Annotated in this window: 21 protein-coding genes and 2 pseudogenes; 7 read left to right on the top strand and 16 right to left on the bottom strand. The window is 59.7% G+C overall.

From position 1 onward, the window contains the following. The first annotated feature begins 9 nt into the window (after positions 1 to 9). The gene (locus EFB14_RS29625) at positions 10 to 543 is read left to right on the top strand and encodes an NUDIX hydrolase (protein WP_126830172.1); all 534 of its coding nucleotides are present in this window, start codon (positions 10 to 12) and stop codon (positions 541 to 543) included. A gap of 41 nt (positions 544 to 584) precedes the next feature. On the opposite strand, the gene EFB14_RS29620 is transcribed toward EFB14_RS29625, so the two are convergent. The 9 genes from EFB14_RS29620 to EFB14_RS29580 all read right to left on the bottom strand — a co-directional run bounded on the left by EFB14_RS29620 (position 585) and on the right by EFB14_RS29580 (position 9,197). Then, a complete protein-coding gene (locus EFB14_RS29620; protein WP_126830170.1) occupies positions 585 to 1,496 on the bottom strand; it encodes an ABC transporter permease in 912 nt (303 codons plus the stop codon). After that, positions 1,493 to 2,593 carry an ABC transporter permease gene (locus EFB14_RS29615; RefSeq protein WP_126830272.1) on the bottom strand — a complete coding sequence of 367 codons (1,101 nt, stop codon included), beginning with the start codon at positions 2,591 to 2,593 and terminating at the stop codon, positions 1,493 to 1,495. The genes EFB14_RS29620 and EFB14_RS29615 overlap by 4 nt, the downstream gene beginning before the upstream one ends. After that, a complete protein-coding gene (locus tag EFB14_RS29610; protein WP_126830169.1) occupies positions 2,593 to 4,113 on the bottom strand; it encodes an ABC transporter ATP-binding protein in 1,521 nt (506 codons plus the stop codon). The genes EFB14_RS29615 and EFB14_RS29610 overlap by 1 nt, the downstream gene beginning before the upstream one ends. 3 nt (positions 4,114 to 4,116) lie before the next feature. Beyond that, positions 4,117 to 5,214 carry a BMP family ABC transporter substrate-binding protein gene (locus tag EFB14_RS29605; protein WP_125847555.1) on the bottom strand — a complete coding sequence of 366 codons (1,098 nt, stop codon included), beginning with the start codon at positions 5,212 to 5,214 and terminating at the stop codon, positions 4,117 to 4,119. Positions 5,215 to 5,240: 26 nt separating this feature from the next. Next, a complete protein-coding gene (locus EFB14_RS29600) occupies positions 5,241 to 6,620 on the bottom strand; it encodes an amidohydrolase (RefSeq protein ID WP_126830167.1) in 1,380 nt (459 codons plus the stop codon). A 1-nt stretch (position 6,621) separates the two neighbouring features. Next, positions 6,622 to 7,281: a glutathione S-transferase family protein gene (locus EFB14_RS29595; protein ID WP_126830165.1), complete on the bottom strand. Its 660-nt coding sequence runs from the start codon at positions 7,279 to 7,281 to the stop codon at positions 6,622 to 6,624. Next, the gene (locus EFB14_RS29590; RefSeq protein WP_126830163.1) at positions 7,278 to 8,123 is read right to left on the bottom strand and encodes an aromatic ring-hydroxylating oxygenase subunit alpha; all 846 of its coding nucleotides are present in this window, start codon (positions 8,121 to 8,123) and stop codon (positions 7,278 to 7,280) included. Before EFB14_RS29590 ends, EFB14_RS29595 begins: the two co-directional genes overlap by 4 nt. Continuing rightward, positions 8,120 to 8,773, bottom strand: coding sequence for a Rieske (2Fe-2S) protein (locus EFB14_RS29585; protein ID WP_126830161.1), 654 nt, complete (start codon positions 8,771 to 8,773; stop codon positions 8,120 to 8,122). Before EFB14_RS29585 ends, EFB14_RS29590 begins: the two co-directional genes overlap by 4 nt. Before the next feature lie 154 nt (positions 8,774 to 8,927). Then, the gene (locus tag EFB14_RS29580) at positions 8,928 to 9,197 is read right to left on the bottom strand and encodes an acylphosphatase (RefSeq protein ID WP_125847767.1); all 270 of its coding nucleotides are present in this window, start codon (positions 9,195 to 9,197) and stop codon (positions 8,928 to 8,930) included. Positions 9,198 to 9,807: 610 nt separating this feature from the next. Here EFB14_RS29580 and EFB14_RS29575 point away from each other — a divergent pair. The 3 genes and pseudogenes from EFB14_RS29575 to EFB14_RS33620 all read left to right on the top strand — a co-directional run bounded on the left by EFB14_RS29575 (position 9,808) and on the right by EFB14_RS33620 (position 10,936). Then, positions 9,808 to 10,257, top strand: coding sequence for a SphA family protein (locus EFB14_RS29575; protein ID WP_126830159.1), 450 nt, complete (start codon positions 9,808 to 9,810; stop codon positions 10,255 to 10,257). A gap of 89 nt (positions 10,258 to 10,346) precedes the next feature. Next, a pseudogene (locus EFB14_RS33835) lies at positions 10,347 to 10,483 on the top strand (AraC family transcriptional regulator); the annotation flags it as partial. A 285-nt stretch (positions 10,484 to 10,768) separates the two neighbouring features. Next, the gene (locus EFB14_RS33620) at positions 10,769 to 10,936 is read left to right on the top strand and encodes a hypothetical protein (protein WP_376772395.1); all 168 of its coding nucleotides are present in this window, start codon (positions 10,769 to 10,771) and stop codon (positions 10,934 to 10,936) included. Positions 10,937 to 11,639: 703 nt separating this feature from the next. Here the strand turns inward: EFB14_RS33620 and speB are convergent. Genes speB through EFB14_RS29540 form a run of 5 tightly spaced genes read right to left on the bottom strand, consistent with a single transcriptional unit; the run spans position 11,640 to position 15,582 of the window. Continuing rightward, positions 11,640 to 12,614, bottom strand: a complete 975-nt coding sequence (speB, locus tag EFB14_RS29560) for an agmatinase (RefSeq protein WP_126830157.1) — start codon at positions 12,612 to 12,614, stop codon at positions 11,640 to 11,642. A 19-nt stretch (positions 12,615 to 12,633) separates the two neighbouring features. After that, the gene (locus EFB14_RS29555) at positions 12,634 to 13,416 is read right to left on the bottom strand and encodes an amino acid ABC transporter ATP-binding protein (protein WP_125847541.1); all 783 of its coding nucleotides are present in this window, start codon (positions 13,414 to 13,416) and stop codon (positions 12,634 to 12,636) included. Position 13,417: 1 nt separating this feature from the next. Continuing rightward, entirely contained in the window at positions 13,418 to 14,065 is a 648-nt protein-coding gene (locus EFB14_RS29550) for an amino acid ABC transporter permease (protein WP_210276305.1), read from the bottom strand. Continuing rightward, positions 14,065 to 14,715 carry an amino acid ABC transporter permease gene (locus tag EFB14_RS29545; RefSeq protein WP_125847539.1) on the bottom strand — a complete coding sequence of 217 codons (651 nt, stop codon included), beginning with the start codon at positions 14,713 to 14,715 and terminating at the stop codon, positions 14,065 to 14,067. Before EFB14_RS29545 ends, EFB14_RS29550 begins: the two co-directional genes overlap by 1 nt. A 21-nt stretch (positions 14,716 to 14,736) precedes the next feature. Beyond that, entirely contained in the window at positions 14,737 to 15,582 is an 846-nt protein-coding gene (locus EFB14_RS29540; RefSeq protein WP_125847537.1) for a transporter substrate-binding domain-containing protein, read from the bottom strand. Between the two features lie 127 nt (positions 15,583 to 15,709). Between EFB14_RS29540 and EFB14_RS29535 the strand changes: the two genes are divergently transcribed. Next, on the top strand, positions 15,710 to 16,678 hold the full coding sequence (locus EFB14_RS29535; RefSeq protein ID WP_245438334.1) for a LysR family transcriptional regulator: 969 nt from the start codon (positions 15,710 to 15,712) through the stop codon (positions 16,676 to 16,678). A gap of 132 nt (positions 16,679 to 16,810) precedes the next feature. On the opposite strand, the pseudogene EFB14_RS29530 reads toward EFB14_RS29535, so the two are convergent. Next, positions 16,811 to 17,040, bottom strand: a pseudogene (locus tag EFB14_RS29530) (WGR domain-containing protein). Positions 17,041 to 17,176: 136 nt separating this feature from the next. Here EFB14_RS29530 and EFB14_RS29525 point away from each other — a divergent pair. Further along, the gene (locus EFB14_RS29525) at positions 17,177 to 17,548 is read left to right on the top strand and encodes a COG4315 family predicted lipoprotein (RefSeq protein WP_126828238.1); all 372 of its coding nucleotides are present in this window, start codon (positions 17,177 to 17,179) and stop codon (positions 17,546 to 17,548) included. 358 nt (positions 17,549 to 17,906) lie between these two features. Here the strand turns inward: EFB14_RS29525 and EFB14_RS29520 are convergent, their stop codons facing one another. Then, positions 17,907 to 18,515 (bottom strand): short chain dehydrogenase, encoded by a 609-nt coding sequence (locus EFB14_RS29520; RefSeq protein WP_125850650.1) that lies wholly within the window; start codon positions 18,513 to 18,515, stop codon positions 17,907 to 17,909. A gap of 64 nt (positions 18,516 to 18,579) precedes the next feature. On the opposite strand from EFB14_RS29520, the gene EFB14_RS29515 reads away from it, so the two are divergent. After that, complete coding sequence (locus EFB14_RS29515; protein ID WP_205909815.1) at positions 18,580 to 19,515, top strand: LysR family transcriptional regulator; 936 nt, start codon at positions 18,580 to 18,582, stop codon at positions 19,513 to 19,515. Positions 19,516 to 19,673: the final 158 nt, after the last annotated feature.

Here is a 19,673-nt window from a genome sequence, read left to right as displayed (position 1 = left end):
CCAATCACTATGAAGTCTACCAAAAAAAGCCCGGAGCCCCGACCAGACAAGTCCCAGACATTGCTTCGGCAGCTTGCGACCGTTCCCGCCAAGCTGTTCTCCGGTGCATTCCGTCAACAGTACGGCGCTCTTTGCTTCCGCTACAGCAATGGAGGACCCCAGGTCGAAATCCTTGTGGTTACATCACGCGAGAGCGGACGCTGGATCATCCCGAAAGGGTGGCCGATGAAAGGGAAGAAACCCTTCGAAGCTGCGGCGATCGAGGCGTGGGAGGAGGCAGGCGTGCGCGGGGCGGTGAGGAAGAAGCCGGTCGGCTACTACACCTATCTGAAAGAACTCGAGAATGGCGACGTGGCGCCCTGCATTGTCGACGTGTTTCAGGTTGAAGTCACGGAGATCAGGGGTGACTTCAAGGAGCAGGGCCAGCGTGTTCTCGAATGGGTAAGCCCTGATGAAGCGGCGCGACGCATTCGTGAGATCGAACTCAAGTCACTGCTCGTCCAATTTGAGGCGCACGGCCGAAAGAAGCGTGATCGCGGCTAACCAGGGGCGTCTTGCAGGCGTGCCACAGCGCGCCCGCGTCTTTATCGCTCGAATGGTTCGCCGAGCGAAGCGACGCCGTTCAGTTTCAGTAGACGACGGTCCGCAGAGATGATGCCGAGCACGATGATGGTGACGAGATATGGCAGGCTCGAGAGCAGTTGCGAGGGAACGTCCAGTCCGGTTGCCTGGGCTGCAAGCCCCATCAACGAGACCGCCCCGAAGAGGCAGGCTCCGAGGAAGATCCGGCCGGTAAGCCAAGTCCCGAAGACAACGAGGGCGATGGCGATCCAGCCGCGCCCGGCAATCATTCCATCGGCCCAGAGTGGCGTATAGACCACCGACGCATAGGCGCCGGCGAAACCGGCCATCGCACCGCCGAAGGCGATGGCGAGGACGCGGACTGAGATTACCGAATAGCCGATGGCGTGGGCGGCCTTGGGGTTCTCGCCAACGGCGCGGACGATGAGGCCAAGCTTGGTGTGGGCAAATATGGCCCAGAGAGCGAGAGTCGCGGCGAGCGAAATCCACACGACGATGTCCTGGATGAAGAGGCCGCCGACAACCGGTAATTCCGAAAGCCCGGAAAGGGCAAGCTTGGGAAGTCCCCTGACCGTGAGGCTTTCATAGGTCTTGCCGAAAAGCGCGGAGAGGCCCTGACCGAGAATGCCGATGGCAAGGCCCGCTGCCACCTGATTTGCCCGGAATCCGAGCGTGACGAAGGCGAAGAGCAGGGAAAGGACAGCGCTGCCGAGCCCAGCGACGACGAAGCCCAGGAGATGTCCGCCGCCCTGATAGACGACGATGAAGGCGAGCACGGCGCCGAAGGCCATCAATCCCTCGACCCCGAGGTTGAGAACGCCGGCGCGCTCGGCCACCAGTTCGCCAAGGGCCGCAAGAAGAAACGGTGTCGCAGCCGCAAGCATGCCGGCAAGAATGAACTCGATGGCGTTCATGACGGGCTCCGGTGGGCGGCGCGGCGCCATTCAAGGCGGTAGCGCACGAAGGCGACGGCGATCAGGTAAGCGAGCAACAGACTGCCCTGGAAGACCCGGACAGCGGCGATCGGCAGGTTAGCCGAGACCATGGCATTGTCGCCACCGATGTAAATGACCGCCATGACCAGCGCCGAGGCCACGATGCCGATCGGATTCAAGCCACCGAGATAGGCGACGATGATGGCCGCATAGCCATAGCCGCTCGCGACAGAACGCTGCAGCTGGCCGAGTGGACCGGCAACTTCGGCGGCCCCGGCAAGGCCGGCAGCAAAACCGCCGATCAGCAGCGAAAGCCAGATTGCCCAATCCTCCTTGAAGCCGGCATAGCCGGCGGCCCGAGGCGCCAGACCGCCAACCTGTAGCTTGTAGCCGATGAAGCTCTTCTGCATGAAAACCCAGGCCGCAACCGACAAGACGAGCGTAATCAGGAATGAGACGTTGAGGCGCGTGCCGGAAATCAGCGTTGGCACCATCGCATCATATTGGAACATCACCGACTGGGGGAAGTTGAAGCCGTTCGGATCCTTCCAGGGGCCGAGCAGCAGGTAGTTCAACAGCTGCGCCGCAACGAGGCTCAGCATCAGCGAAACGAGGATCTCATTGGCGTTGAGGCGCATGCGCCAGAAGGCGGTGAGAGAAGCCCAAAGTGCGCCCCCGATGGCGCCGAGCAGCAGCATTGCCGGCCAAATCCACTGGCCCGTTGCCTGAGGAAACCAGACCGGAATGGCAGAGGCAAAGATCGCGCCGAGAATGAACTGGCCTTCGGCGCCGATGTTGAAGACCTTGGCGCGAAAGCCGATCGCCAGTCCCTGGGCGATCAGGAGCAGCGGACCTGCCTTCAAAAGCACTTCCGAAAATGACGCCCAGGAGAGAAAGGGCTCGAAAAGCATCGCATAGACGACCGCGACGGGGTCACGGCCCATCAAGATGTAAAGGCCGAGGTTGAGGGCGATCGCTATGACAAGCGCCATGACGGGCGCGAGCAAGGTCGCGGCAAGCGAAGCGCGCTCCCGGCGGACCAGGGTGGGAACGAAAGCAAGGAACCAAGCACTCATCATTGGACTTTCTCAGGCGAGGCTTGTGCCCCGATCATGTATCGGCCGATCTCCTCGGGCTCCGTGTCCCGCGTCTTTAGCGGCGGGCTGAGCCGGCCGTGATACAGTACCTGGATGCAATCGCAGAGCTCGAACAGTTCTTCCAGCTCCTCGGAAATCACCAGAATCGCCATCCCCTGATTGCGCAATGCGACCAGGCGGCTGCGGATGGCGGATGCGGCGCCAATATCGACACCCCACGTCGGTTGCGCCACGAACAGCAATTTGGGTGCCAGCATGATTTCCCGGCCAACGATGAACTTCTGTAGATTGCCCCCGGAAAGCGTCCCGGCTTCGGCATCCGGGCCGGGTGTACGGACATCGTACTGACGGATACAATCATGGGTGAACGCAGTGGCTCGCGTCCCGTCGACCAGACCGTATCGCAAAAGCTTGAGCGGATGGGCCGTCAGCAGGCTGTTGAGGACGAGCGACATTTCGGGCACAGCGCCGCGTCCGAGCCGGTCTTCCGGCACGAAGGCAAATCCCAGCGTCCGTCGCGCGGCGGCATCGAGCCTGCCGACGTCGATCCCCATCATGTAGATCCGATCGCGTTGGTCGCGCCCCAGCACCGTCTCGCCCGAAATCAACGTGGCGAGCTCGCTTTGGCCGTTTCCCGAAATACCGGCGATCCCGAGGATTTCACCGGCATGCACTTCGAGGCTGATGCCGGAGAGCGACACCGCAAAGGGATCGTCGGGCTGATAGTCCAGACCGATGATCTCCAGCCGCTTTTCGCCACCAGACAGCGGTAGCGCCGAGATGGGGGCGGGCATGTCGCGGCCGATCATCATGCGGGCAAGGTCATGGGCGTCATGTTCGCGCGGGTCGACGTCCCCGGTCACCCGCCCGCCGCGCAGGATCGTCGCCCGGTCGCAGATTGCCCGGATTTCCTCGAGCTTGTGGGAGATCAACAGTATGGACACGCCGCCGTCGCGCAGCCGGCGGAGTGTATCGAAGAGCTTCTCCACCAGTTGCGGCGGCAGGACGGAAGTGGGCTCGTCGAGGATCAGCAGCTTCGGATCGGTCATCAGGCTTCGGATGATCTCCACCCGCTGCCGCTCGCCGACAGACAGCGCATGCACATGGGCGAGCGGATCGACTTCAAGGCCGAACTCCCGTCCAAGAGCCCGAATGCGTTCCTTGAGCTCAGCCTTCCGCCCCGGCACGACCAGCCGAATATTCTCCAGGACGGTCAAGGTCTCGAACAGCGAAAAGTGCTGGAAGACCATGCCGATACCCTTGCGCCTTGCCTCAGCGGGTGAGGCAAGGCGCAAGGGTTTTCCTTCCCAGATGACGTCTCCGCCATCCGGTTGCTCGACGCCGTAGATCAGCTTCATCAGCGTCGATTTTCCCGCCCCGTTTTCTCCGAGGATCGCATGGATCGATTGCGGAGCCACGTCCAGATCAATGGCCTGATTGGCGTGGATCTGGCCGTAGCTCTTCGAAATGCCGCGCAGCGACAGGAGCGGGGTCGTCATGACTTATTTCGGCAGTGGCGTGGACACGCCCTTGACGTGCCAATTCATGGCGATGATCTCGGCGTCGGCCATGGTTGCACCGGATGCGACACCTTCGCTGCCGTCGGCCTTGATGATCGGCCCGGTGAAGGGCGAGAAGCTGCCGTCAGCGATCTTTGCCTCGATTTCCTTGATCTTGGTCATCACGTCAGCCGGAACATCCGCACTCCAGTCGACCACTTCGACGACCTTGTCGGCAACGCCGAGGAACGCATTGGCGCCCTTGAAGGTGCTGGCAAGGTGGGCGTCGACCGATGCCTTGAAGAACGGCGACCAGTCCGTCGAGATGCATCCGAGATAGGTTTTCGGTGCATATTTCTTCATCGAGGAATTGAGGTTGAAGGCGTAGACGCCGGCTTCCTCGCAGGCCGAGATGACGGACGGGGTGTCCTGGGCGTTTGAGAAGATCACGTCACACTTCTGCGCGATCAGGGCTTTGGCGGCTTCCTGCTCCTTGGCCGGGTCGAACCAGGAGTTCACCCACACCACCGAGACCTCGATATCGGGCTTGACGGCCTGGGCTCCGAGGGTGAAGGCGTTGATCGAAGTGATGAGTTCGGGAATGGCGAAAGCGGACACAGAGCCGAGCTTGCCGGTCTTGGAAAGTGCTGCGGCAGCCATGCCGAGCAGATAGGTGCCCTGGAAATATTTGGCGGCGAAAGGCGAGAAGTTCGGAGCAACCTGGAAGCCGGAAGCATGCAGGACCGTAACCCTCGGATCGCGGCGGGCGATCTGCAGGGCGCCGTTCTGATAACCGAAAGAGCCGGCGATCAGGAACTTGTTTCCGTCGGCGACCGTCTTGTTCATGATGCGGTCCGCATCCGGACCTTCCGCGATATTCTCAAGCACGGTGACCTTCACCTTATCGCCGTAAGCAGCCTTGATCGGCTCGAGACCGGCGGCCAGTGCATGCCCCCAGCCGACATCGCCAATCGGCGACGGAACGACGAGCGTGATGCCGAGCGGCTCGTCCGCGGCCAAAGCAAGGCGGCTGCCGAGCACACCGGCAAGGCCGGTGGCGGCAGCGGCCGTCATCAGGTTTCTGCGGGTCAGTTTGGTCATGGTCTCAGTTCCCTCTTTTGGTTTTTTTAAAATTCCACGGCGGATAGTGCGGCCTCCGCATCGGCAGCGAGCTTGGCCTCGTCGAGCCCGGGGAATTCGCCCTTCTGCCAGACGATGCGGCCATTGATCATGGTCATGTCAGTCGCCATGCCGATCCCGACGCGGGCAATCAGGCTCAGCGGGTCGTGCCGCGTGCCGACATAGTCCATGCGGCGTGTGTCGATCGCAAACAGGTCAGCGGCCATGCCAGGCGCGAGCCGGCCGATATCGCGCCGGCCGAGCAGGCTGGCACCCCCGGTGGTGCCGTAGCCGAGGAAATCGACCGGAGGCGGCACGGGATGGGCACGGCTGGAGGATACGAGGCACTGCAGCATATAGGCGGAGTGCAGGCAGTGCATCAGGTTGGAATTGTCGTTGGAAGCAGCGCCGTCGCAGCCGAGGCCGACACGCAGGCCGAAAGCGGCCATGGCGGGAATATCGGTGACTTCTGCGCCGACCAGATAGACCGGTTCCGGGCAATGCGCGACGCCGGTGCCACTGGCCGCCATCTTCCTGAGTTCGTCGTGGGTCAACTCCCAGCAATGGGCATAGAAGGCGTCGGGTCCGGCAAAGCCGAGTTCTTCCAGATAGTCGACCGTGCGCATGCCATGGCGAGCCTGAATGACTGGACTTTCGCCTTCGCCCACATGGCTATGCATCATGACGCCGCGATCACGCGCCAATGCCACCGATTCCACGAAGGTCTCACGGTAGCAGTTCACCGGCTGGCAGGGCGCAACCACGACCTGCCGCATGCTGTAGGGGCTGGTATCGTGATAGGTGTCGATCAGTCGGGCGCAGTCGGCGATAAATTCGTCGGTCGTTTCCAGCATCTCATCGGGGATGGTCGAGCCTTCCGACTTCGGCAGGGTGTTGCCGCCACGGCCGGCGTGGAAACGCATGCCGAGCAGCTCGGCTGCCTCGAACTGCCGGTCGATCAGCCGCTTTCCAGCGTGCCGGGGAAAATTGTACTGATGGTCGAAAGCCGTGGTGCAGCCATGCTTGACCATCTCGGCCATCGCCGTGACGGAGGAGTGGTAAAAGCACTCCTCGTTAAGCTGCGAAAAAATCGGGTAGATGCGGTCCAGCCACTCGATCACCGAGAGCTTCGTCCAGTCGAGATCGGCGCGGTTGCGCACGAAGCACTGGAAGAAGTGATGATGGGTATTGACCAGACCGGGATAGACGAACCAGCCGGCAGCATCCTCAAGGATCGTGCCGGCAGGCAGCGCGTCCGCCCCGAGATTTCCGCCAATCGCCTCGATCGCCGGCCCGCTGGTCAGGAGATCGACATTGCGGTGAACGACCGGCCCGTTGCCTTCGTCGACGATCACGGCTGCGCAATTCTTCAGGAGATATCCAGCCATGTCACGCCTCGCCCGCTTCGATCTGGGGTTCCGGCTTCAATTCGTGCAGCCGGTGAATGCCTGGCATCTCGATAAACTTGTCGAGGGCGCGCAACGCGCGGGACCAGAGCCGGATCGCAGGATAAGCGTCCAGCGTGACGCCGCCGTCAGGGGCCAGCGCCGCATAGGGAAAGCAGGCGATGTCAGCAATTGTCGGCCGGTCGGAGGCGAGGAAGCGCATGCCGCGAAGGCCCTGCTCGACCAGCCCGGCTTCAAGCTCGCGAAGGGCGGCGGTGCCCAGGGCCTGCAGCGCGCCGATATTGCCCGGCCGCAGCAGCATTTCATGGAGCCTCGCTGTCCCGAGGCTTGCCGTCAGCCGGCCGGAGAATGACAGCCATTGCTGCACTCGTGCCGCTTCCTTTGCCTTGCCGCTGCCGAGCCATTCGGGTGCTACCTTGGCGGCGAGATAGACGAGGATCGCCGAGGATTCGGTCAGGATCAGGTCGCCATCCTCAAGGATCGGAATGGAACCTGCCGGGTTGAGCGCAAGCAGCTCGGGGCTGCGATGCTCACCGCCGGGATGGAAATCCACCGGGCGCAGGTCAAGCTTCACACCGATCAGCGCCGCCATTAGGCGAACCTTGTAGCAGCTCGGCGAGAGAATGTAGTCGTAGAGTTTCATTGCGCCACCAGCTGTGCACCGTAGGTATAATTGTGACGCTTCAGCCAGCGCCGGTAGGCGATCGATGTCAGGTCGGCGCGCGTGGGGATTTCCATGCCGGGGTCGAGCGGCAGGAGCCGCGGGATCTGGTTTTCGAGGATGGATCGGTCCTGCAGAAAGATCGTTTGCTGGAAATGGATGAGGTCGGTCATGGAGGTTTCGTCGTCGAAGAGCGCCATCCATGGCCAGACGTCGCAGAGGTCCTCGGCCAGCGGCTGCACGAAGAGCGTGATGACATCCCATTCGTTCGGGCGCGGCGGACAGGTCTTGTAAAGTACGGAGCAGGTCGGTGCCGGCACGCGATACATATATTCGGTGGTGATTCCGCCGCTTGCCGACTTGGCGGCCTGCGGCTGGTAGAATTTTACCTGCGTTGCCCAGACCTCGTCTTCTTCCTCGCGAATCTCAACCTTGTAATTCTGAACCTCGGTGTGCGGTTCAGCGCCAAGAATATCGGTGTGGACGAAGGGGAAATGGGCGATGTCGAGAAAATTCTCGACCGCACGCAGCGGCGAGCAGCGCACCCGGACCACGCCGACAGCGACGAAGCGGCGGCCGGGCTGATCGGCCTCGGGAATCGGGAAAAGTTCCTTCTTCGGCTCGCCGAGGGAGGACCAGACGTGACCGTAACGGATGCGCACCGGCAGTACACGGCCGTCGCCGGTCGTGACCCTCGCATTGCCATCGGCATCGCACGCTACGTCGATCGGCTCCCCCATCAGCGCCGTCGTGCGGCCTGCGCCGTCGAGCTGGCTGAAAATCCCGACCGGATACCATTCGTCGATCATCGCCTGCACGGTCATTGCGCGATCTCCTTTTTCTGAAGATCCTCAGCTCGGCGGCGCAGACTCTCAGCAGCTCGCGAAGCGCTAATGCCCGCCGCGGGACCGGCGTTCCCTTTCAGCAGCACATGGATCAGCGTCTGTCCGTCTTCCCACGAGGATAATAACAAACAGATGGTCCCGTTGAATGCGTCGAATTCAAGCAAACCTTCAGGGTTTGCCTCCGCACCGGCTGCCGCCTTGATCGCCGCGACGCCGGCAAACACTGTCAGGGAGCGCAGGGGAATGAGGCCCTCAAGCGTCGGCGGCTTCGCAACAGGCGCGCCCACGGCCACCCAGATCACGCTGTCCGTTTCCTCGACGTCAAAGGTGGCGACGCGGATGGTTTCTGGTGGCGTCAGCCCCGGATGGGCCGGAATGCGGAGGCAATTTCCGGCCTGTCCGTAGCTCCAGCCGTGATAGATGCAGGAAAGCGTCTCGCCGCGGACGAAGCCATGAGACAAGCGCATGCCACGATGCGGACAGCGATCCGCCGATGCCGATATTCGCCCCGAAACGCTGCGCCACAGGGCAATTGGTCCGGCTGCCGTCCGTGCCGGCATGACGGTACCGGCCGGCAAATCCCGAGAAAAGGCGACTGGCGCCCAAAAGCCGGCCTGATCGGATGGCATGGCAAAGTTCCTAAACAAAATCATATGCTTGCCGAGCACGCCTCACCTCCGCAGCGAGGCAATTCCGCTCAACCTTATCAGGCTTGCATAATTTTTTCGCATTGGCAATATTGAGTAAATAATATGCACGGCCGAAATGCACCGGAGTCCGGTACTAGGTCCTTTCACCGCTGATCGCCGTGCGAACTATCCTCTCGACCCATACCTCGATGGGTCCAAGAGAGCAGCCCATCTCCATCATATCGATCAGCTCCTCCGGCCCGGCGACCTCGATTTCGATCCGCCTCGAACTCGTGTATGCGATGGTGGGCGAGAGCCCAAGCTTGGCTGCGTGGCGGCGGATCCAGGGTACAAAGCAGGCTGCCTCGAGATCACCCACTATCGTAAACCTCTCCAAGAGGTGGCTTGTATCTTGTCCCGCCATCAGGATTCTCTCCCTCGCTTTCCATAAAGCATTTTTGGTGGGATAACCCAGCTGACGAATAGTCGCCTTAACCCGCTTGCCAAGCTTTATATACAACTCAACCGCTCGGATCCTGTCTGCGTAGGAAGACATGAACTACCTCCTGGTGGTCCAAGTTTTCGTCCGCATCCCCTATCCGGCAATGCCGGGTCACAATCAACGGGATTTTCCTTTGATACAACAAATCATCGGCAAGCACCGCCATCGGGGTTGGTCGCGATCATATGGCTGAAGGTTCGATGGTCACTCGAAGAGCGCCCCGTTCCCTAGCAACCTTATGCAGGGAGGCAGTTGCTTCGACGGGGCGGGCGGAACTCTTTTAGACGTATCCGAAAAATCGCGAGTCTAATCGCCAGGTGGGGTTGTGCCGATGGGACGCAGGCATCGCTGTGGCCTTGCGTATGCGCTGCCCTCCGAAGCCACGAAGCGCGAGATTCCGTCGCCGGGTCTTGATGCCTTCATCGATTGCGGAGGAGGAGAAGCATGACAAAACATATATCTATCGCGGCAGCGGCGATCGCATGTCTTGCGGCAGCGCAGGCGCAGGCCGCCGAAAACGGCAACACCCAGTATGCACCCGGTGCCGACCGGCAGCTACGAAGCCGACAGTTTTGCGAACACCGGCCTCAATCACTGGTCGGTGCAGCCGACGATCGCCTACAAATATTTCGATCCGCAGGGCCTCGATGTCTCGCTGTCGTCGCGCCTCATCTTCAACACGGAAAATACCGATACCCACTACACAAGCGGCACCGAACTCGTCATCGACTACGCAGTGGGCCGGAATCTGGGCAAGGTGAAGATCGGGGCAACCGGCTACTACCTGAAGCAGTTGACAGACGATGAAGGCCCGGCTGTCGCTTCGGACGGACACAGAGGCGAGGGCCTCGCAATCGGCCCGTCCCTTACCTACAGCTTCAATCCCGGCATGCAATTGAGTGCTTCGTGGCAGCACGACGTCATTGCCGAAAACAGATCCCAGGGCGATGCCGTCTGGGTGAACTTCGCGACAAAATTCTGACCATCGGCGGTACGGAGCCGGTCTTCCCCCTCCGTACCCCATTCGATGTGGCCGAGGAAACGCGCTTCGGCATGAGTTTCCGCGCCTAGCAGGCGAAACTCCTCAAAGCAGTGGAGTGGCTCGCCGCCGGCCGAAGCGTCGGCGATATCGCCTTCTCGCTCGGCTCAGCGCCTTCATTGCGGTGTTCAGGACGGCTTGCCGTTCTTCTCCCGGACAATGTTTCTAAGGAACTTTCCGAGCTATGGTGCCGAACCGTGCGATATCGCGTCAGGCTATCCGGCGGCCGGGTTCTTTCGGTGCAGGCATCCGCCAGAGAACGCACCCTCGCCGCTCCGCAGGATTGGTCGACTTTGCGGCTGGACCATGAGGAAGCCGATATTCTTGCAGACGCCGCCCATGTCCTGCGCTTCGGAGACAACGAAGGCGAGACGACCACGCCGATCGGGCGCAACAGTTACTTATTCCCCGCCGGCACGACGACCGCGCCAATGATCTCTGGACCGTGTGGAACGTGGTTCAGGAAAACGCCATCAAAGGCGGGTTGCATGGCGTGGGCCGCGACGATCTCGGCAGGCCGCGCCGTGTGAAGTCCCGCGCCGTGAACGGCATCGATCTGGATATCAAACTCAACAAAGCCCTTTGGCTCCTCGGCGAAAGGATGGCGGCGTTGAAGGCGTGAGTGGGCAAGCACATGCGCCGCCACAAGAGGCGGCGCAACGCCCCCGCGCGCGGTCCCTTTTGTTTGCAAGATGATGAGCCTTGGCCACCGATGTTTGCCGTTTGCCTGTCCTTCACCGCTATCCAAGCGGCGCGTGCCAGGACGAGGGATGCCCCGAAGCCCCATCCCTGGCACTCCCTTCCCACCCGTGAAATTCAGGATTTCGAGGACAAATCGTCCTGATCGCCGGCCTTGTCGAGCTGGTCGCGTATATAGGCTTCGATGTAGTCGAAAACCTCGACCGCATGCTCTCTCTCTGCGCGCCCATTTCAGGACTTCGCCTTCGGTGCGCAGCACGGGGCCGGACATCTCCAGTATCTTCGCGAGGTGATGTGATTTCACCATGAATGCGGTTTGATGCTGGCCCGCCGACGCCCCGGGGACGACATCCGGCAATTGCGACGTCCGCAACTCGTCGTCGGAATATGCCGCCTGACCCAATGAGCCAGCTTCGCCAGCGAGCTCGGGGAGGGATGGGAAAGCGCCGGCGCGGGGGCTAGGGCACTTCCCCCGCAACCCAAAAGTTACATGGCTACAGGGTTGTCGCAAAAGCCTCCTCCAATCGCCGGACTTTTTGCGTCTGACATTTGCGACGGGAATTGGTGAGCAATTTAGGCCTTGCAAAATCTGCCCAGAAAAATCAGGATTTTCGCGGAAGCACTAATCACCGCGAGATCTTGACGACCGCTCTGCCGCTAACCGCAAAGATGCGGCCGATGGTGTTGAGCAGAAGTTGGGCGGCGAGAATAGCGGTTGTGCCGGTATGGTCGTAGTCGGGCGCGACTTCGACCAGATCAACGCCGACGATGGTGCCACGCTTCGCAAGACCGGCAATCAGTTCCAACACCTCATAGTAGATGAAGCCTCCATGACTTGGAGTGCCTGTACCTGGCGCGATCGATGGATCGAAACCGTCGATGTCGATGGAGAGGTAATAGCGTTCACCTGCAGGAATTCGGTTCAGAACGCCTTCGACGCCGAGATTACGGATCTGACGCACCGATAGAATGTCCGATCCTTGAGCGCGGGCATGGTCGTAACCTTCCTTGGCGGTGGATGACACATTGCGGATGCCGAGCTGCGTCATGCCGGTGACCCAAGGCTTTTCCGACGCGCGGCGCATGGGACTGCCGTGGCCGTAGCGCACGCCGTGACGCTCGTCGACGAAATCGAGATGCGCGTCGAACTGCACGAGATGAATCGGCGCCTGGTCACTGAAGGCATTGATGCAGGGTATATTGATGGAATGATCGCCGCCAAGCACGACCGGGAGCGCGCCCGCCGCAAGAATCTTGCGGACACCGATTTCGATATTGGCGTGGCTCGAAATCGTGTCGGTGTGAATGATATCGGCATCGCCGATATCGACGATCCTGACCCCTTCGAGATAGGTTACGTCGTCTTCATGATCGTAAGCTCCCGCGTGGCCGAACGCAAACAGCGTAGACGCCTCGCGGATGCTTCTTGGTCCGAAGCGCGCGCCGGAACGCCACTGCGTGCCGAAGTCGAAGGGCGCGCCGAGGATAGCGACATCCGCTGCGATCTGATCCCAGTTCTCGACATAAGGGCTCTTGGCAAAGGTAGAAATGCCGACGAAGGGCAGGTTGAGCCGGCCATTGTCGTAACCGTGAGCAGCCATGATCGTTCCTTTCAAGGTGTCAAAGCGCGCGTTCGCGCCAGGTTTGTAGAAATTGCGCAAGACGCATGCTCTTCGGCTCGGCGAAAAGCGCTCGCGGCGAGCCTTCCTCGACAATGCGACCGCCATCCATGAAGACGACGCGGTTGGCCGCATGGGCAGCGAAACCCATCTCGTGCGTGACGATGACCATGGTCATGCCCTCCGCCGCGAGCGTCTTCATGACCGAAAGCACCTCGCCTACCAGTTCGGGATCAAGCGCGGACGTCGGTTCGTCGAACAGCATTGCCTTTGGCTTGCAGGCAAGCGCCCGGGCAATCGCCACGCGTTGCTTCTGCCCCCCGGACAGACTGTCGGGACGGCGGTCCGCGAAGGTGGCAAGCCCTACCTTTTCCAGCATTGCACGCCCGGTTTCCTCCGCTTGCTTTCGAGCAGCGCCATGCGCCAGCCGAAGCGCCAATGTGACATTGTCGAGTACGCTCATATGCGGCCAGAGGTGGAAATGCTGGAACACCATGCCGAGCGGTCGGCGTGTTTCCGCCAGTTCTTTCGCACCGGCCCGTTCCCGCCCGAGTGGCGTTTCCCGCCAGCCGATCATCTTTCCAAAAACTTGCACGTCGCCGCTGTCGTAAGGGTCGAGAAAGGCGATCGAGCGCAACAGCGTGCTCTTGCCCGAACCGGAGGGGCCGATGATGCAGGTGACGTCGCCGGTATGAATGTCGAGGTCGATGCCGGACAACACCGTCTTCGCACCGAACCGCTTCTGAAGTCCGCGCACCGAGATCGCAGCTGTTCTTGCCGTCATGTCAGGAGCCTTTCACCGCAAAGTGCCGCTCCGCATAAAAGCCGAACCGCGAAATAATTTCGACGAGCGCCCAGTAAAGGAGGGCGATGGTAAGATAGGGAGTGACGACGGCAAAGGTGATGGAACTGATCATGCCGGCAACCTTCGTCAGTTCGCCAAGCGTGATGACAGATAGGACCGCCGACTCTTTCACCAGATTGATCGTCTGCCCCACGGAGGCAGGAAGCGTGAGGCGCAGTGCCTGGGGTAGTTCGATGTTGAGAAAGGTTTGGCCCGGCGTGAGGCCGAGCATTTCGGCCGCCTCACGCTCGCCCGTCGGGATCGCGTTGAAGCCGGCACGAAAGATTTCCGCAAAAGGGCCCGCGCCATAAAGACCGAGACCGACGATGCCAGCGACATAGGGGCTGAGCAACAAACCAAATTGCGGACCGCCGTAATAGAGAAGGAAAAGCACCAGCGCGAGCGGTGCGCCGCGGGCAAATTCGACGTAGAATCGAACCGGCAGCGCGATGAACTGGAAGCGGCTACGCAGCGCCAGTGCCAGAACGATGCCGACGAGAATGGAAATGCCAATGCCGAGCAGGGAAACCGCAACCGTCGTGGCGAGGCCGGCGGCATAGAGTGGAATATCGTTGACGAAACCGGGCATTATCGTTTTGCCCTCCGCGCCAAGTGGCGTTCGAGCAAAAGACCGATACATGCCAGCACCGCTCCGATCGTCACGTAAAGCAACAGCGCTGAGGCATAGGCTTCCAGCGGACGGAACGTAGACGCGGCCACTTGCTGCGCCCGGCGGGCAATGTCGGTAACGGCGATCACGGAGACGAGCGAAGAGTTCTTGACGAGGGCCTGCATCTCCCCGACCAGCGCCGGCAGCATCAGACGCACCGCCTGCGGTGCTTCGATCCTGAAAAACGTCTGGCTGGCGGACAGACCAAGCATTTCAGCCGCCTCGATCTCCCCCTGCGGGATCGCTTGAAGTCCGGCGCGGTAGATTTCCGACTGGAAGGCAGCGGTGTTCAATGCCAGTGCCAGTGTTGCCGCGACGGCGGGTTCCATCACCAGTCCGAGAAAGGGCAAAAAATAGAAGACGATCAATAGTTGCACGAGGATGGGGGTCCCTCGCCAGAAGGAGATATAAAGCCCTGCCGCGCGGCTCACGACCTTGCCGCCGCGGGAAGCCGCGGCAAGGAGAATGGCCAATGGCGCACCGAGAAGAAGTGCCGAAAAACTGACCGTGACGGTGGTGACAAGGCCGTCCAGAAGCGGTGGCCAAACGCCTGCAAGTTCCCTGTTCATTACCGGTTCTCTTCGCCCGGCTTACTCTGCGGCGGGAAGGGATTCCGGCAGTTCCATTGGAGCGCCAAACCACTTCTTCTGCAGTTCGACAAGCTTGCCGGATTTGTTGAGCTTGACGAGCTCCGCATCGATCAGGGCGTTGAGTGAGGCGCTGTCGGCATCGTTGCGGCCAGCCCAGGAAAAATAGGTCTTTTGACCGAAAGTTGGCAGCACGACTTCGAAGACGTCCGGACGCTGACGCGCTGCTTCGAGGAGGTTAGGCAACGAGTTGACGACGGCGCTGATACGACCGGCTCCGAGGTCTGCATAGGCTTCTGAGAAGTCGGTGTATGTCGAAACCGCTATCTCACTCTTGCCGCCCGCCTTCAGTTCGCCGGCGAATTTTTCAAGCGCTGCAAGCTGGGCCGAGCCTGCCTGCGAGCCGACTGGCTTGCCGGCAATGGCTTCTGGCTTGGTAATCTCGGCATCACCCTTGCGCTTCAGGACAGCCATCGTGGCATCTGCGATCGGTGCGGAAAGATGGTAGGCCTTCATACGTTCCGGCGTAACCGTGACCGAAGTGACGACATAATCGAAGCGGCTAGCCGCAAGACCCGGCAGGATACCTTGCCAAGGCAGATCGAGCCGCTTCAGTTCGACGCCGGGCATTGCCTTCATGACTTCTTCCATGATGTCGGCGGAATAGCCAACGATCTTCCCGTCCTCGACAAATTCGAACGGCGCAAAGCGTGCCTCGGTGGCAACGGTGAAAACCCTTGCAGTCTTGATCTTTTCCAGCAGATCGGCGGAGCGCGCGCCAGGCGCAGCAAGGGCGACAGCAAGCACCGCGCCCACCAGAACGATCTTCGAATTCCGAATCGCTTTCATAGTTTCCTTCCCCTGTTTTTTCGGATCGCTAAGTGATCTCCGCAGAAGAGAAAAGCATGGACAATAGCGCAGAAAAATAGGAAAGATATAAAGTCTACATCAGAATTATTAATGTAAGGAAAGACGGATGCTGTTGGCTCAATCCGACCTTCGCTCCTTGACGGCGTTTCGGGCAGTCGTCGAGCATAAGAGCTTTCTCGGCGCACAGATCGCGCTCGGCCTTAGCCAATCCGCCGTCAGCTTTCACATCAAGGCTCTGGAGGATCGTTTGGGTTTCAAGCTGTGCCGGCGCGGCCGCTCGGGTTTCGAGCTGACGGATCGTGGCGCTATCGTGCTTGAACGATCGAAAGGACTCTTTCTGGCGCTCAATGCCTTCGAGAGCGACATTGGTGCGCTCAAGAACCGGATTACCGGCACACTGAGGCTCGGCTTGATCGACAACACCATCACTGACTGCGATCTGCCGATCCATCGAGTTATCGCTCGTATTAGCGAGAAGGCACCTGAAGCGCGAATTGAACTGGCAATCGACTCTCCGGATGCACTGCTTTCCGAAATCGCCAATGGCGGACTAGACATCGCGCTTCTACCGGAAACGCAACCCTATCAGGGTCTGAAGCTCTCCCGACTTCGGGAGGAAATCCATTCGCTCTACTGCGCCCAGGGGCACCCGCTCTTTGAGCAAGTGGAAGCCGAATTGACGATAGAACGCATCGAGGCCTTCGATTTCGTTGTACGGCCATACGCCAACATGCGTGAATTGCAATTCTTTCCGCAGGCACGAGCTCGCGCTGTCGCCTCCAATATGGAGGCACAGGCAATGTTCGTGATGTCCGGACACTATCTCGGTTACTTGCCGGACCATTATGCACGCGACTGGGTTCAGAAAGGTTGTTTCCGGTCGCTTATTCCGGACGAAACTCGAATTCACTCCACATTCGTCATCGCCACGCGTTCCGCAGAAAAGCCCTCGACCGTTCTCGACCTCTTCATCCGCGAACTGGCAGGCATTGCCTCGGAATCCTTACATAAGGAGGATTTTCTCGCTGCGGGGAACGTGGCACGTCTACAAGACTTGCCCAATCACGCGGGTTGAAGATTGTCGATCGGTTATTCGTCAGATCGCAGACGTTGTTTTCGCGTTGAAAGGGATCGAAGATCCCCGGCACAGCATTACAATCCCGTTGCGCAGATAGTTGAAGAATTTAACCGCAGGAATGCCATAAGGTCAGCTTTGCGAGTGCTGAACCCCTATTCTTGGCAAATATCCGCGAGCACGCATTTGTTTCAACAATTCGAGGAACACCAGAACCGCTTCCTGTTCCCGTTCGAAAACATGCTGTTTTTCCCGCCCGCGCTTACCAATCCTTCCCCACCGCCGGATGTGACATGCCTCTCCGAACATTGTCTGCCCGATCTCCATGCATAGTACCGGGCCATGTTTTTGGCCGGGTGCATTCTTCGGGAACAAAATGGACCCCTGGCCTGGCGTGTCGTCCCCCATGGGCGGAACCGCTTTCATAGTTGGGCGTTTTTGTCAGTTAGATCGGGTACTGCTGGCATTCCGCCGGCACTGCCGAATGGGAGAAAAATCATGAGAACGATATTGATCGCGATAGGTGCGCTATCGGCTTTGACCGGGTCTGCTTTTGCGGCCGAGCCGGCCAAGATGGTCGAGACGAAAATGGGCAAGGTCCTGGCCACTGAAAAAGGCATGGTGCTTTACACATTCGACAAAGATGCAAAAGGCAAATCCAACTGCGACAGCGATTGCCTGAAGAAGTGGCCGGCGTTCCACGCTGGAGCCAAGGCCAAAGCGGAAGGCGAATGGTCTCTAGTCAAAGCTGCGGATGGCAAAGAGATGTGGGCCTATGAGGGTAAGCCGCTTTACACCTATGTCGAGGATAAGAAAGCCGGTGAAGCCAACGGCGATGGCGTTGGAGGAGTGTGGCACGTGGCCAAATAGCTGACTGGCGACGGGTTCGAATGGGCGGTCGTCGGATCGCCCTGAACCAAAAGACCAACTTCTGGAACGACCTATCTCTCTGTGGCTTCGCCGACAAACCCGACCTGCCCGGCACGTCCCATGGAACCGACCGCTCAAGCCTGACTTTCCCGGAATTATGTGGCAAATGCCATCAATGTCCGCCTCTCGCCCGAAGCGGTCATGGACTACCGCAGATCTGACTTCAGCAGGATCCTTCTTCAGAGCGTTCAGGCCCGTGAAGCGCTCACGAAAGATTGGAGTGGCGCGGAGTTCCGACACCCGCGACACCCAGGCTCAAGCACTTATCGCGGCAGTTGGAGCGCCATTGGCCTTCAACTCAGTGGCCGACCCGGTATACGCGCCCGGTCAGCACGCCTTCAACGCTGCGTCTATAGGCCATTGCGACACGAGCTCCCGAGACGCTTTCATTACCGGGAAAGAACGGACCAAAGCGGTCCATCGATTCCGTTAGCATTGTCGGGCTTACTGCATTGATACGGATGCCTCGCGAGAAATCGCAGGCGGCGGCACGGACGAACCCCTCGATCCCGGCGTTGGAGGTTGCGGCGTTAGAGCCTTGCGCAATCGGCTCATCAACAGCGATGCCGGAGGTCAGCGTGATCGACCCTCGGTCATTCAGGTAATGCTGACCAACCAGTGCAACGCGCACCTGACTTAGCAGCTTGTCTTGCAAGCCTTTGTGGAAGTTGGCCGTCGTCATTTCTGCGATCGGCGCCAGGATGACATTGCCTGCAGCAACGATGATGGCATCAATCCGTCCAATCTTCTTGAACAGCGCATCCACGCTTTCATCACTCGCGATGTCGACCTGGTAATCACCCTGGGTGCGACCGACACGAATGATGTCGTGCTTACCATCGCGCGCAAGTTCTTCCACCACGAAGCGACCTACATCGCCACTGGCGCCGATTACAACGATCTTCATAGAATATTCCTTTCAAATTCAGCCTGAAGCGCCGCTATCATTTACCGAACCATTGAGATAATAAATGTGCCATAGCTTCGTTGTTCGCGAACTGGTGGTTAGCAATATGGATCGATTACGCGCCATGGAAACCTTCGTTGCCGTTGTGGAAGGAGGCAATTTCACCGAGGCTGCGCAACGGCTTGAAATGTCGGCTGTCATGGTTGGAAAATATGTGCGCCAGCTTGAAGACAGCCTTGGCGCGCGCTTGCTTGAGCGCACCACACGACGCCAAGGACTAACGGATGCCGGTCGCGTGTATTACGAAGACTCCAAGCGCGCCCTCGAATATGTACGCGTGGCCGAGATGTCGATCGAACGACTGCGTGCATCACCATCGGGCACGTTGCGTATCAGCGCTCCGATCACCTTTGGTTCATGCGTCATCGCTCCTCTGGTGGCGACGTTCCAGCGGACCTATCCGCTTGTGCATATTGAACTGGAATTAAGCAATCGCGTCGTCGATCTTATTGACGAGGGATTTGATATGGCCATCCGCATCGGCGAGCTGGGTGATGTCGACCTAGTAGCAAAACCGTTGACGATGTATCGCATGGTGATCTGTGCGTCGCCGGACTATCTAGCCCGGCATGGCCATCCACAGACTCCGCACGATCTTAGCGCGCATCACTGCCTTTCTCACACGGTATGGAACAGCCGTAATGCCTGGAAACTGAAAGGCTGGGATGAGGTGCAACCACCAATCGAACCGTCTTTCACATGCAATGACGGCAACGGATTGCGTATGGCTGCGCTGGCCGGGGCGGGGTTGTTACTGCAGCCCGAGGTTCTGGTGGCTCAGGACCTGGCGAGCGGGGCACTGATTTCAGTCCTGCAAACTTATCTGCCCGAACCGCGCGCGGTCCATATCGTGCATCGACAGGATCGAAGACCGCTCCCAAAACTCACTCGTTTCATTGGGCATTTGCTCGCGCATGTCGGGGAGCAGGAGACACACTAGCGATTTCGTGTCGAATGGATCTGAAGTCCGCAATTGAGGGATACCGTTGATAAAGTCGCGTCGAGATCGTGCGGCAGCTCTGGATTGCGGCTGGCGCGCCAAGGTGTAGCTCCCTTTATGCTGGTTTCGGCATCGGCGTCGGGATTAGCTTTGCGAGT

This window comes from Rhizobium fabae (assembly GCF_003985135.1).
GTDB classification, from domain to species: Bacteria; Pseudomonadota; Alphaproteobacteria; order Rhizobiales; family Rhizobiaceae; genus Rhizobium; species Rhizobium pisi.
The sequence above is the reverse complement of the archived record's forward strand: the minus strand, read 5'-3'. Positions and strand labels throughout refer to the sequence as shown.

Excerpts from the sequence above, each read along its gene's own strand:
- EFB14_RS29625 (WP_126830172.1), top strand. The coding sequence starts at position 10 with ATGAAGTCTACCAAAAAAAGCCCGGAGCCCCGACCAGACAAGTCCCAG.
- speB (WP_126830157.1), bottom strand. The coding sequence starts at position 12,614 with ATGGCTGCTCACGGTTACGACAATGGCCGGCTCAACCTGCCCTTCGTC.
- EFB14_RS29610 (WP_126830169.1), bottom strand. The coding sequence starts at position 4,113 with ATGACGACCCCGCTCCTGTCGCTGCGCGGCATTTCGAAGAGCTACGGC.
- EFB14_RS29600 (WP_126830167.1), bottom strand. The coding sequence starts at position 6,620 with ATGGCTGGATATCTCCTGAAGAATTGCGCAGCCGTGATCGTCGACGAA.
- EFB14_RS29515 (WP_205909815.1), top strand. The coding sequence starts at position 18,580 with ATGTGCCATAGCTTCGTTGTTCGCGAACTGGTGGTTAGCAATATGGAT.
- EFB14_RS29540 (WP_125847537.1), bottom strand. The coding sequence starts at position 15,582 with ATGAAAGCGATTCGGAATTCGAAGATCGTTCTGGTGGGCGCGGTGCTT.
- EFB14_RS29620 (WP_126830170.1), bottom strand. The coding sequence starts at position 1,496 with ATGAACGCCATCGAGTTCATTCTTGCCGGCATGCTTGCGGCTGCGACA.
- EFB14_RS29585 (WP_126830161.1), bottom strand. The coding sequence starts at position 8,773 with ATGCCATCCGATCAGGCCGGCTTTTGGGCGCCAGTCGCCTTTTCTCGG.
- EFB14_RS29575 (WP_126830159.1), top strand. The coding sequence starts at position 9,808 with ATGCACCCGGTGCCGACCGGCAGCTACGAAGCCGACAGTTTTGCGAAC.
- EFB14_RS29520 (WP_125850650.1), bottom strand. The coding sequence starts at position 18,515 with ATGAAGATCGTTGTAATCGGCGCCAGTGGCGATGTAGGTCGCTTCGTG.
- EFB14_RS29545 (WP_125847539.1), bottom strand. The coding sequence starts at position 14,715 with ATGAACAGGGAACTTGCAGGCGTTTGGCCACCGCTTCTGGACGGCCTT.
- EFB14_RS29555 (WP_125847541.1), bottom strand. The coding sequence starts at position 13,416 with ATGACGGCAAGAACAGCTGCGATCTCGGTGCGCGGACTTCAGAAGCGG.
- EFB14_RS29535 (WP_245438334.1), top strand. The coding sequence starts at position 15,710 with ATGCTGTTGGCTCAATCCGACCTTCGCTCCTTGACGGCGTTTCGGGCA.
- EFB14_RS29615 (WP_126830272.1), bottom strand. The coding sequence starts at position 2,593 with ATGAGTGCTTGGTTCCTTGCTTTCGTTCCCACCCTGGTCCGCCGGGAG.
- EFB14_RS29580 (WP_125847767.1), bottom strand. The coding sequence starts at position 9,197 with ATGGCGGGACAAGATACAAGCCACCTCTTGGAGAGGTTTACGATAGTG.
- EFB14_RS29550 (WP_210276305.1), bottom strand. The coding sequence starts at position 14,065 with ATGCCCGGTTTCGTCAACGATATTCCACTCTATGCCGCCGGCCTCGCC.
- EFB14_RS29595 (WP_126830165.1), bottom strand. The coding sequence starts at position 7,281 with ATGAAACTCTACGACTACATTCTCTCGCCGAGCTGCTACAAGGTTCGC.
- EFB14_RS29605 (WP_125847555.1), bottom strand. The coding sequence starts at position 5,214 with ATGACCAAACTGACCCGCAGAAACCTGATGACGGCCGCTGCCGCCACC.
- EFB14_RS29590 (WP_126830163.1), bottom strand. The coding sequence starts at position 8,123 with ATGACCGTGCAGGCGATGATCGACGAATGGTATCCGGTCGGGATTTTC.
- EFB14_RS29525 (WP_126828238.1), top strand. The coding sequence starts at position 17,177 with ATGAGAACGATATTGATCGCGATAGGTGCGCTATCGGCTTTGACCGGG.